Genomic DNA, 13,431 nt, shown 5'->3' on the forward strand with positions numbered 1-13,431 from the left:
AATGGAAAATTCTCCACATCATTGGATTTATATCACAAACAAACTTCCGACATGTTGATAGAAGCTGCTTATTCGGCTTTAGCAAACGATGAAATTGGAAAACCGTACATCAACTACGGAGATATGAAAAACGTGGGTGCCGATTTTACATTTAATTATCGGGATAAAAAAGGTGATTTTTCCTGGGACCTCGGATTGAATTTATCAACCTATAAAAATACGGTATTGCGCCTTTCCAACTCCGATGATTTTGCTTTATGGGGATATGGTGACCGCTTTGATGTGGGTGAAACACGTACGATTAAAGGGCGTCCCATATCGGAATTTTATGGCTTTAAGATTATAGGCTTTTATGAAAATGAACAAGACGTCATGAATTCTCCGGTTCCCTATAATACCACCCAAAAAGATTTGTTGGATCCCGATAAACCGGGTCCGCAGGAGTATGTGGGAAAGTACAAGTATGCCGATTTGGGTGGAGGCGAAAATGGAGAACCCGATGGTAAGATCGATATGAACGACCGTACAGTCATCGGTAGTCCGCATCCCGATCTAATTGCCGGCTTAAATGCTTCTTTTACGTATAAAAATTGGGATTTGACTATGTTTTGGTATTCAACCCTAGGAAACGATATTCTCAATAACACCAAATTTTTTACTGATTTTCCCCTGTTTGGAGGGAACCGCTCCACTCGAATGCGCGATCTTTCCTGGAAAAAAGGTGCCGACAATTCAAAAGCCCAATTGCCCATATTAGACTCAAAGGATGGTTGGACAGGAAAAGTGCTTAATTCTTACTACATTGAAGACGGTTCATTTTTAAGGTTGAAAAATTTAGTGGTTGGGTATACATTGCCTAAGTCATGGTTACAAAAGGCAACTATTTCCAACCTACGTATATATCTACAAGCTGAGAACTTGTTGACCTTTACAAAATACACCGGATTGGATCCTGAAATTACGAACAGGGAAACCGGAGTGGGTAATCGTGCCGACTTGAGCCGTGGAATTGATGGTGGAGGCTGGCCCACAACAATGCGATTAATTTTTGGCGTAAATTTCGCTTTTTAAATTACTTTAAATTATTAAACAGTATGAAAAATAATAATATTCTGATATCATTTATTGCCACAATTTTTATTATGCTGGCTTCTTGTGGAGAAAGTTTTCTTTATAAAACGCCTCAAGGGAGTATAGATCAGGCTGCTTTGATGAATAAGACAGGTGTCGATTTACTTACTACAACAGCTTATGCCAATCTTACTGAAGATGGCTGGGGTGCTAGCCCTTTTAACTGGACGTTTGGAGGCATGTATGGCGGCGACGCCAACAAAGGCTCCGATGCCAATGACCAGTCCGTTTTAAACGATATGGAGAAATATAGTGTGCAATCGAACAATAACTATATTAATCAAAAATGGATATGGGTGTATAAAGGCGCAAAACGGGTGAACATTGCTTTGCAAACCATAGAAGAAGTGGAAGAAGAGTTGCCGGAAATTTTTGTGAAAACCCGGAAAGGGGAACTGTATTTTCTCCGAACGTTGTTCTATTTTGAGGGCATAAAAGTGTTTGGCCCTTTCATTCCATGGGTGGATGAAACCGTCAAGGAAAATGATCCCAAAATACATAATGATGTTGACATTTACCCGAAAGTATTGGCCGACATAGATGTTGCTATAACTAATTTGCCGGAAAAACAGGATTTGCCTGGAAGAGCAAATTTGTGGGCAGCCAAAGCGTTAAAGGCTAAAATCCTGATGCAAAAAGGCGACATGGCTTTAGCAAAACCCATTCTGAAAGATGTAATAGATAACGGCCAAACATCCAATGCCCTGAAATATGGGTTGGAAGATGATATGAACGCCAATTTTGATAGTTATCGCGATAACGGTAAAGAGTCTATTTTTGCGGTTCAATTTTCTAACGACTATAACAATGCCAATACAGGAATGTCTTTATGCTATCCCCATGGTGGTGCCGATTCTCCCGGTGGATGTTGTGGCTTTTACCAACCTTCTTATGAATTGGCTAATTCTTTTAAAGTGGGTACGGACGGATTACCTTTATTAGATAATTCTTACAGGAGCGAGCCGTATGTATCGGTAAAAAACCCGTCTACTGAAAAAGAAGCGCCACTATCTGTCAATACCAATGCCCTTGTTGACCCACGTCTCGATTTTGCCATTGGACGTTTCGGTATCCCCTATAAAGACTGGGGGTTTCCCAAAAGCAACTGGGTGAGAGATATGGGGAACGGCGGATTCTTTATGCCTAAGAAACACGTTTATTCAAAAAAAGAATTAGACGCGGGATTGGCCGGTGGAGGATTAAGTGCCGGTTGGGCACCGGGGTCGGCCATAAACTTGCAATACCTGAGTTTAAGGGATATGATATTGCTTTATGCCGAATGTTTGGCGAATGACGGAAATACAGCGGAAGCCATGAATATGGTCAACCAAATTCGTAAACGGGCCGCTCTTCCCGTGAACATAATCAAACTGCCAAATGGTAATCCTGCGGCAAATTACCTTGTCAAAGAGTATCCTTCCACGCATGCTGTGTTCACCAATAAAGAATTATGTATAAAAGCAGTTCGGATGGAACGGAAATTGGAACTGGCCATGGAAGGACAACGCTGGTTTGATCTGGCACGATGGGGTGGCGAATATATGTCGCAGCAAATTAAAGAATATATCGATTTTGAGAAGGGATATTTGTTCACCAAATTCAGTGCTGCTGTTACACTGGATGCAAGTAAAACTATGTTCCCAATACCTCAAACTCAAATTCAAACCATGGGAAATGATGAAAACGGCGAACCATATTTGGTACAACCCGATCCATGGAAATAAATAATTTTATATAACTGAACTAAAAGGGAGGATATCCTCCCTTTTATATTGATTTTAAGGTTTATGATCAGATACAAATTATCAATCGTTGCTATTGCAATCTTTATGTTTGCAGGGTGTAAAAGAAGCAACCCGGAGTTAATGGATTTCACTTACAAGTTCACCATGGAGAGTATCGGGAATTATAAGGTAGAATTTCAGATGAATTCCGATTCCACCTATAAAATTGAACAGAATAATTATTTTTTTGATAAATACGAAGGGGTTAGCCGTCCAGTAGTCAGACAGGGCAATCTAACAACAGAGGAGTATATAGAACTTAGGGAATTGGTAAGTAAAAGCGGTATTAATGATATGAGAGAATCTTACGGATTTGAGAAAAATAATAATTTACAAAATTCAATTTTATATATCATTGAATTGGTTCAAAACGGTCAAAGCAAATTCATTTCTATTAATGCCAATGGTGGAGAACGTTTTCCAGACGACTTCAACCGTCTGATCGAGACTACCGGAGATTTCATTGATTACAAACTGGACGAATAATGTTTATTGTTTGTTTCAATTTATACTTTTTCTTGTTTACATATTTCATTGCAAGTGTCTTGTCTGTTTAAGCACACATATTAAAGCCAGTCATTGTTAGTTCTTGCACGATGCCAAATCATTAAAAGAAAATTTTGAGTGATAAAATAGAAAAATTAATTGAAGCAAATTTTTACGAGCGGCATCTGAAAAGAGTACTGGTTGATGAATTATTGGCAGATTATCAGATCTATTGGAGTAATTTGGAAAAATTACTACCCAATGCCGATAAATATATTGGTATTTTTTTAAAGATTTATTGGGCCTGGCAAAACATCTGTTGCGAGTATTGTTAAACCGAATTAATTTTTAAGGGTCCCTCGTAAAAGGAAATACTCCTGTTCCAAAAAACCTGTTCCAAAAAACCTAAGAAAATAGTATCTTTGCATTTTGTTTTGAAATAAAAAACATAGCAAGGGTTAGGAGAAGGTGCAAAGAAACCTTACGCTCCAGATCGGTTAATCCGTGGCATATTACTTCTATCCTTGGTTTTTAACGTGTAACATATAACTTGTATGATGACTTCCAAAGAGATTAGACAGTCGTTCAAAGATTTTTTTCAATCGAAAGAACACCATATTGTTCCTTCGGCTCCCATGGTAATTAAAAACGACCCCACATTAATGTTTACCAACGCCGGAATGAACCAGTTCAAAGATATTATCCTTGGCAATACGCCTGCAAAATATCCGAGGGTTGCCGATTCCCAAAAATGTCTGCGCGTGAGCGGTAAACATAACGATTTGGAAGAAGTCGGACACGACACATACCACCATACCATGTTCGAGATGCTTGGTAACTGGTCTTTTGGCGACTATTTCAAGAGGGAGGCTATTGAATGGGCATGGGAGTATCTTACCGAAGTACTTAAGCTTGATAAGGATAGGCTGTATGCCACTGTTTTTGAAGGCGCTGCCGAAGAGAATCTTGAGCGTGACGATGAGGCGGCTTCATACTGGGAGCGATACCTGCCTAAAGGGCGGATTATAAACGGGAACAAGCATGATAATTTTTGGGAGATGGGTGATACAGGCCCTTGCGGCCCATGCTCCGAGATACACATCGACATCCGCCCCGACAGTGAACGCGCGAAGGTTGACGGGCTTACTCTCGTGAACAGAAGTCATCCGCAAGTGATCGAGATATGGAACCTGGTATTTATGCAATATAACCGTAAAGCAGACGGTTCGCTGGAACCTTTACCCGCGAAAGTTATAGATACCGGTATGGGATTTGAACGATTGTGTATGGCAGTACAGGGTAAATTGTCGAACTACGACACCGATCTTTTTCAGCCAGTCATCCGAAAGATAGGTGATATAAGTGGAAGACAATATGGAGAGGATGAAAAAACCGATATCGCTATGCGTGTTATCGCAGACCACCTGCGTACGATTGCTTTCTCCATTACCGATGGCCAGCTTCCTTCTAACGCCAAAGCAGGGTATGTAATCCGTCGTATTCTGCGTCGTGCAGTCCGTTATGGGTACACTTTCCTGGGGATGCATGAACCGTTTATGTTTAATCTTATCCCTGTCCTAATAGAAGTTATGGGCGATGCTTATCCCGAGCTGATAGCTCAGCAAACGCTTATCAAGAAGGTGATGAAGGAGGAAGAGGAGTCGTTCCTGCGTACCCTGGAGACCGGAATAAAACTACTTGAGAAAAATATGCCCGATGAAGAGTGTGGGGAGTTGAGTGGCGAGATTGCTTTTAAGCTTTACGATACCTTCGGATTCCCGCTTGATCTGACCGGACTGATCCTGCGTGAGCATGGGATGACGGTTGATGTGACCGGCTTTAATGCAGAGATGCAAAAACAGAAGGATAGAGCACGCAAAGCGGCTGCAGTGGAGACGGGCGACTGGACAAAAGTGCAGGATGGTGATCCGGAGTTTGTGGGGTATGATGAAACGGAATGTATAACCCAAATTCTTCGTTACCGGGAAGTGAAGCAGAAAAAAAACAGTTTCTATCAGATTGTGCTCTCACGTTCTCCTTTCTATGCTGAGATGGGAGGGCAGGTTGGCGACAAAGGCTGGCTGATTTCGGATGAAGGTGAGAAAATAGAGATATTCGACACCAAACGTGAAAATAATTTGGCGGTGCATCTCACTCATAAACTGCCAGATAACCTGGAAGGTACATTTACAGCCAAAATTGATATGGATAAAAGGACAGCAACAGAGTGCAATCACTCTGCTACACACCTGATGCATGAGGCATTGCGTGAGGTGTTGGGCGCACATGTGGAACAAAAAGGGTCATATGTGTCACCAGAACTGTTGCGGTTCGACTTCTCCCATTTTCAAAAAATGACACCCGGGGAGATCCGTAAGGTGGAGGAAGAGGTGACAGCCAGGATTAGGAAAAACTTCCCCATAGAAGAGCATCGCCATGTTCCCATTGAAGAGGCAAAGGCTCAGGGAGCAATAGCTCTGTTCGGAGAAAAATATGGCGACGATGTACGCACTGTTCGCTTCGGTTCCTCTATTGAGCTGTGTGGTGGTACTCATATATCCTCTACAGGCCGTATAGGAACATTCCGAATTATCAGCGAAAGCGCTATTTCCGCAGGGGTCCGCCGTATAGAAGCGTTAACCGCCAAGGTTTGTGAAGATTATCTGTATGCAAAGGAAGATGCGTTGTACGAAATCAAGAATCTTCTTAATAATGTGCCTGATGTGATGCAGGGGATACATCGGATGCTCTCAGATAACGAGGATATGAAGAAGCAGCTCCAGGAGTATGTGAAAGAGAAAACCGAGCAGCTAAAGCAGATGATTATCGATAAGAAGCAGGAGGTCAATGGTGTGATTCTCTTTAAAATTATATTGCCGATGGGCTCTGCAGAAGTTATGAAAGATATCGCATATCAGCTTAAAGGGCAGTTCCCGGAGAAGATGCTTTTTGTGGGTGCCACTGTCTCAAGCGGGAAACCCAGCCTTACGGTTATGCTTAGTGACGATCTGGTAGAGAAAGGATTCCATGCCGGAAAGATGGTGCAGGAAGCAGCAAAACATATTCGGGGAGGTGGTGGGGGACAACCTCATTTTGCTACTGCCGGAGGTAAAAATGCACAAGGGATGAGTGCTGCAGTAGAGGCGATAGTCCATAAATTGAAAGTGTAAGGAACGTTTACAGATGTTTTTTTACAAATACTATAACTGCAAATTATGAACTGTTTTCAGAGACTGATTTTCATTGCGTGTGCCTTTTTCTCTCTTTTTGCATATCCCGGTGAACCGGCTGATTTGGTGAACCCCTTTATCGGGACAACAAATTACGGAACCACAAATCCCGGTCCGGTGCTGCCGAACGGCATGATGTCGGTATCGCCGTTTAATGTGATGGGATCTAATAAGAACAAGTTTGATAAGGACAAGCAGTGGTGGTCTACACCCTATTCAAATGTGAACCGTTTTTTAACAGGTTTTTCACATGTGAATCTGAGCGGAGTAGGTTGCCCTGAAGCAGGTTCACTCTTGTTGATGGCTACCTCGGGAGATTTAAACGTAAACTACACGGAATATGGGAGTGAATATACCAGTGAGACTGCTACTCCTGGTTATTACTCCAACATACTCACAAAGTATAATATCAAAGCGGAGGTATCGGCTACTTCCCGAAGCAGCATTGCCCGTTTCACCTTTCCCGAAGGAGAGGCAAATATAATTCTGAACCTGGGTGAGGGACTTACCAATGAGTCCGGAGCTTGGATGCGCCGAGTGAGCGATACCGAAGTTGAAGGTATGAAACTTTTGGGTTCGTTTTGTTATAACCCTCAAGCGGTGTTTCCCATCTATTTTGTTATGCGGGTAAACAAAAACCCCAAAGCTGCCGGTTATTGGAAGATGCAGCGTGAGATGGGAGTTGAAGCACAGTGGGATGAGACCAGTGGAAAAAGAAAGCTATATACCCGGTATGACCGAGATATTGCCGGTGATGATATCGGCGCATTTTTTATGTATGATATGACGGGGGGAGAGTCGGTTGAAGTTCAGATAGGAGTCTCTTTTGTGAGTACCAAAAATGCACGTTTGAACCTGGAAACAGAACAGCCCGGTTTCGATTTTGAAAAAGTTAAGCGTGATGCGCGCAAGGCATGGAACGATGCTTTGTCGAAAGTTATACCTGAAGGAGGTTCCAAAGACCAGCAGGTTATTTTCTATACCAGTCTCTATCATGCTCTCATTCACCCGAATGTGTTGAATGATGTGAATGGTGAATACCCCGAAATGGAAGGTAACGAAATCCGCAAAACAGATTCAGCCCGATACACAGTTTTCTCACTCTGGGATACCTACAGGAATGTACACCAGCTCTTAACACTGCTTTACCCCGAAAAGCAGCTGAATATGGTCCGCTCCATGGTAAACATGTATAAAGAGGGAGGTTGGCTGCCAAGATGGGAGCTTTACAGCCGCGAAACGCTCACCATGGAGGGTGATCCCGCCATCCCGGTGTTGGTGGATAGCTGGATGAAAGGTCTTCGCGACTTTGATGTAGAGGCTGCCTATAATGCTATGTATAAATCTGCTGCTACTCCGGGAAAAGATAATTTTATCCGTCCAGATATTGACGACTATATTGCCAGGGGATATATTCCGTTAAGGGAGGAGTTTGATAATTCAGTGTCACACGCACTGGAATACTATATCGCCGATAATGCCTTGTCAAAATTTGCAAAAGCTCTGGGAAAAGATGATGATGCAAATCGGTTTTACAGCCAGTCGCTAAATTACAGGAAATACTATTCTACGGAGTATGGGGTGTTTCGACCTATTCTGCCCGACGGTGAATTCCTGTCGCCTTTCAACCCCAAGCAGGGCGAGAATTTTGAGCCTGTACACGGTTTCCACGAGGGGAGCTCCTGGAACTACTCATTTATGGTGCCCCACGATGTGGAGGGGTTGATAAAAATGCATGGCGGCAAACGGAAGTTTGTAAAAAAGCTGCAGGAGGTATTTGACGATGGGCATTACGACCCTACTAACGAGCCTAACATCAGCTATCCTTATCTTTTCAGTTATCTGAAGGGGGAGGAGTGGCGAACGCAGGTGATTACCCGGGAGCTGCTTGCGAAACATTTCAAAAACTCACCTGACGGGCTTCCCGGCAACGATGATACCGGCACCATGTCGGCCTGGGCTGTATTTACCATGATGGGTCTTTATCCCGATAATGCAACAGACCCCTCGTATACGTTTACAACACCTGTTTTCGACAAGCTGACAATAACACTTGATGCATATCGTTACAACAGTCACACGATTGAAATAGAGAGTGTGCGGCCTTCAGACAAGGCTATCTTAATTGACAGAATAGAGGTCGATGGCAAACGGTGGAAAAACCACCGGATTACCCACGATGAGCTGGTGAAAGCAAAAAGAATAGTTTTCTATCTCAAAGAGAGGAGATAAAACGAGTTCGCCTGGCATATCCTGTTGTGCTTGTCACCGTAATTTTTGTTTGCTGAGAAAGCAACGATACCTGCATGTTTTACTGTCAAACATATCAACCAGCAACCGCTTTTCAGTGATAGTGTTAGACCATAACATGTTTGAGCTCACTCCTAAAATTGTGAATATCAAAAATTATTATTTTTAATGCATTGAGTGTCAATATCTGTCTAGGCTCTACTGCAAAAAAATTATCGGAGAGGAGTGCTGTAATATGTCTATTTTTTATATTTACTGGAAAATCATAACTTTGCAATCATTCATTTGCTAATTCTGGAAAAATTATGAGTGTACCCTTAGCTGAACGGTTGCGGCCGCAAAATCTTGATGAGTTTATCGGACAAAAGCATTTGGTCGGTAAGGGTGCTGTATTGCGCCGGATGATAGACTCCGGCAGGATACCGTCTATCATATTCTGGGGACCACCGGGAGTAGGGAAGACGACCCTTGCCCATATAATCGCCAATACTGTGAACGCACCTTTTTACAAGCTGAGTGCTATAAATTCAGGGGTGAAGGATGTGCGTGAGGTGATTGGAAAAGCAAAGAGCAATAGTTTTTTCAACAATGCCGCACCAATACTCTTCATAGATGAAATACACCGGTTCAGTAAGTCGCAGCAGGATTCCCTTCTGAATGCCGTAGAGACCGGTACGGTAACACTTATAGGGGCCACTACCGAAAACCCTTCATTCGAAGTAATCAGGCCGCTCCTGTCGCGCTGCCAGGTGTACGTGCTGAAATCCCTTGAGAAGAAAGACCTGGAGGTGCTGCTGCAGCGTGCACTAAAGGAAGATCTTATCCTGAAAGAGAAAAAAATTGAAGTGAAAGAGTCTGGAGCCCTGTTTAGATTTTCGGGAGGTGATGCCCGCAAACTGCTGAATATACTAGATCTGACAGTCGCCTACAATAACGAAGATGATATTGTGATTACCGACAAGATGGTCACCGAGCGGCTGCAGGAGAATCCGGCTGCTTACGACAAAGGAGGTGAGATGCATTACGATATAATCTCTGCCTTTATCAAATCGATCCGTGGAAGTGATCCCGATGCGGCAATTTATTGGCTAGCAAGAATGGTGGCAGGAGGAGAAGATCCCAAATTCATTGCGCGAAGGCTTGTTATTTCTGCCGCCGAAGATATAGGCCTGGCTAACCCAAACGCGTTGCTCCTGGCAAATGCCTGTTTCGAAACACTGCAAAAGATCGGTTGGCCCGAAGGCAGGATTGTATTGGCAGAAACAACCATCTACCTGGCAGCATCGCCCAAAAGTAATTCCGCTTATCTGGCAATTGACAATGCCATTGCTAAAGCCGAACAGACCGGTAATCTGCCTGTTCCGCTGCATTTACGCAACGCTCCCACCTCATTGATGAAAGAGCTTGATTATGGCAGGGAATATAAATATTCACACGACTATGATAATCATTTCGTAAGGCAGGATTACCTTCCCAAAGAGTTGAAAGGGAGTAAGTTCTGGGATCCTCAGTCGAATGCGGCTGAAGCAAAGATGTATGAGCTGATGAAGAAGTTGTGGGGTAATAAATAGATCAATACCAGTCCATTCCCCTGTCATAAGGCGAGCTTCGCTGTTCGTATTTCAAATCCTGTAGCATAGAAGAGTTGGCTCGAATCACAAAGTTGTACGATTTATATGGCCCTATTGGTATGAAGCTGGCCGACATGGTCCAGCAGTGCAGATTCCGGGTGAGCGTACAATTGATGTTAGTGAATTTTTTAAGGTCGAAATTGTAGTCGGTATTGAAAGTGAAGTTCCAGTTTTTTGTAGGCTGGAGTGAACCGCTCATGCCGAAATTATGAGTTAGCTTGCCACTGTACTCCATTCTTTCTTTATTGAACTCTCCATAACCATACCTCAAAGAATAATTGAATGAGATGTTCCAGTTTACATTATTTATCAGATAGCCATCGCTATCGAACTCCCCTGTTTTGTCTTCAGAACGGTCGAACGAGCTTCTTTTTTCGGCTTCTTCATAAGGGTTTGCCCCCATTGTGCCATCGTCTGGCAGATTGTTTTCCGGGTTTTTAGCGCCTTTATCCTTATCGCCCTCTTCACTGCTGCGGCTGAATAATTTTTTGAATGTATCCTGATTCAGTGAGTATGAGAAAGATGTGCCTGTACTCATAAGCTTCCCAAATCCTTTGCCGTTGACTATCCTTAGTTTGTCTATCTGGCGGGGGGTCCCGTTTTGATCAAGTGCATACAGGTATGGGTCCCATGTTGCATTTAGGCTGAGAGTGTATGATTTTGAGAATTTCAACCGGATATTTGAGTTTATCATACTCCACTTCATGGAGTCGGCCATCATATTGTAATTAAAATTGATTCCCAGATCATCAATAAGGCTGACTTTGCGCACTCCTGTTGAGTCTTTGTCTGATCTGATCTTCATCTCAATATTGTTTTTGAAATCGAATCCTATGCTCCCGCTCTTCCCTTTCGGAGCAGTTCCGAACATCATTGTTGAGTAGGGAGAATAGGTATATTCTACATCCTCGCCATACTCATTCTTATAGGTGTATGTCTCGAAGAAATTGTATTTCGGATCGCCGAAGTCCGGCCTGTAGTTCAGACTGATACTGGGTGAGAATGCGTGGCGAATGGCCTGTATCTTATCTCCGAATATCGACCATGGAGTGAACATACCGTACAACTTTGTCTGTAAGCTTAGTGAAGTGCTGTAGTCATAAACCCGTTTAAATCCTTGAATTGTATCAATTGTGACATGTCTCTTGGCTATGGGATCCCAGGCTTGTTTGTGAGCACCGGTATACCATCGTTCTGTATAATTCAACGATGGCGATACCTGAATAAAATCGAACAGAGTAAACGTTGCACTCACGGGAATGCTGTGACGCATCCCGTTTGTCCAGTCTCTCACCAGGTTAGACTTCAGAAACAGGTCTTCTTTGGTGGTTATGGAGTTTCTGAACTCTCCTGAATAGCTCATTGATATCTTTTCGAACCATCTTTCATCACCCACCAAATTCTTTCTTTTGAACGGATAGATTCGGCTCATGTTGATTGAAAGATTAGGAAGTGTGGCTGCAATGGTGGAATCTCGCGATACCTGGTTGATGCTCATTGTTGCAGAAAGGCTCCATGGAGAGTCAGGGAAACGTTGTGTGAGGTTAACACTCGAACTTTTGGTGTTGTTAGATGCCTCACGCGAGTATAACCTGCTGAGATCTCTGTGGTTGTTTCTGCTTGTAGAGAAGTTTACGCTTGCAGAGAGTGTGCGATACATATTTGCTTTCGGATCCTGCGAATGGGTCCAGTTGATTCGCAGGTCTTTTGCCACGGAGTAAGCTTCCGGTACAACTTTCTTTAGTTCTTTTTCTCCGGTAACAGTATTCAGGTAATATACATTGAAACTCCCTGAGTATCTATATCTTTTACGGTAATTTGAGCGAGCACCGATACCCCATGAACCCTTTGTATATATCTCACCGGTTACAGCAAGATCAATATAATCGCTCAATGCAAAATAGTAACCACCATTCTGAAGATAGAATCCTCGGGTCATCTCATCTCCGTATCCCGGCATAATAATGCCTGATGAATAAGTTTTCGTGAATGGGAAGAATGCAAAGGGCAGCACAATGGGAAAGAGGGGCACATCGGCTACCACCAGCCAGGCCGGGCCTGTAACGACATCTTTTTCGGGGCGTACTTTTGCTTTAGACAGGTTCAGATAAAAGTGTGGATGATCATGATTGTCACAGGTGGTATATTTTGCATTTCTCATATAGAAAGAGTTATCAGCGTTCATCTTCGCATCATTTGCAACTATATGCCCCTCTCCCTGTTGAGTAATAACATTATTGATAAATGCTTTACGTGTATCAAAATTATATCGAACCTTCTTCATCTCATACTCAGTACCACTTTCCGAAAATACAGGATATCCGAATTCTTTCCCCACGGAGTCGATGCCAAATGTAGATGAAATAATGCTGCTGTCCATATCCATAGTGATAAATTCCCCCTTGATACCCATTTCACCATATTTTATTTCGGCATTTCCATATAGAAATCCCATGTTGTCGGCGGTGAACACCATTGAGTCCTGTGCTGTATAAAGGACAGCAGCTTTCAGCATCTGTTCCCCGTCAGGTACAGTATCTTGTGCTATTGGTGCTATCAAAGTATCCGTAGCTATTGAGAGTGCAACAGAGTCAGGCAGTTGAATCGAATCGGATGATAATGGTTCCTGTGGAATTGTGCCGGGAACAATATTCTGTTTCGAGATATCGGCCGACGCTGTCGCATCTAACACACTGTCCCTGTTATCTGATTCAGAGAATGATGTTTCAGGTGAGAGAATATCTTTATCTTCTGAATCGGGTAGCAGAGCTGCCGATGCAGAAGGTTTGGTTATCTGATTTGTCACTACACTCGTCTTCCTTACCGAAGAGCAATGAAGGCAAAGTGACAGAACGATAAGTAGATATGTAAAATGTAATAGCTGCCTCATTCGCAAAGAGCCGGTAGTAATGGTTTTCA

Annotated in this window: 6 protein-coding genes and 1 pseudogene; 6 read left to right on the forward strand and 1 reads right to left on the reverse strand. The window is 43.0% G+C overall.

From position 1 onward, the window contains the following. The 6 genes and pseudogenes from B3B27_RS00135 to B3B27_RS00160 all read left to right on the forward strand — a co-directional run. Positions 1 to 1,071, forward strand: a pseudogene (locus B3B27_RS00135) (TonB-dependent receptor); the annotation flags it as partial. Positions 1,072 to 1,094: 23 nt separating this feature from the next. Then, positions 1,095 to 2,855, forward strand: a complete 1,761-nt coding sequence (locus B3B27_RS00140; RefSeq protein WP_286846446.1) for a RagB/SusD family nutrient uptake outer membrane protein — start codon at positions 1,095 to 1,097, stop codon at positions 2,853 to 2,855. A 63-nt stretch (positions 2,856 to 2,918) separates the two neighbouring features. Then, a complete protein-coding gene (locus tag B3B27_RS00145; RefSeq protein WP_238868309.1) occupies positions 2,919 to 3,401 on the forward strand; it encodes a hypothetical protein in 483 nt (160 codons plus the stop codon). A 554-nt stretch (positions 3,402 to 3,955) separates the two neighbouring features. Beyond that, positions 3,956 to 6,571: an alanine--tRNA ligase gene (gene alaS / locus B3B27_RS00150; protein ID WP_238868308.1), complete on the forward strand. Its 2,616-nt coding sequence runs from the start codon at positions 3,956 to 3,958 to the stop codon at positions 6,569 to 6,571. A gap of 45 nt (positions 6,572 to 6,616) precedes the next feature. After that, positions 6,617 to 8,863, forward strand: coding sequence for a GH92 family glycosyl hydrolase (locus B3B27_RS00155; protein ID WP_286832431.1), 2,247 nt, complete (start codon positions 6,617 to 6,619; stop codon positions 8,861 to 8,863). Positions 8,864 to 9,186: 323 nt separating this feature from the next. Continuing rightward, a complete protein-coding gene (locus tag B3B27_RS00160) occupies positions 9,187 to 10,452 on the forward strand; it encodes a replication-associated recombination protein A (protein WP_238868306.1) in 1,266 nt (421 codons plus the stop codon). 1 nt (position 10,453) lies between these two features. Here B3B27_RS00160 and B3B27_RS00165 read toward each other — a convergent pair whose 3' ends face one another. Beyond that, entirely contained in the window at positions 10,454 to 13,402 is a 2,949-nt protein-coding gene (locus tag B3B27_RS00165; protein ID WP_286846448.1) for a putative LPS assembly protein LptD, read from the reverse strand. Positions 13,403 to 13,431: the final 29 nt, after the last annotated feature.

This window comes from Proteiniphilum sp. UBA5463, from assembly GCF_002427225.1.
Taxonomy (GTDB): domain Bacteria; phylum Bacteroidota; class Bacteroidia; order Bacteroidales; family Dysgonomonadaceae; genus Proteiniphilum; species Proteiniphilum propionicum.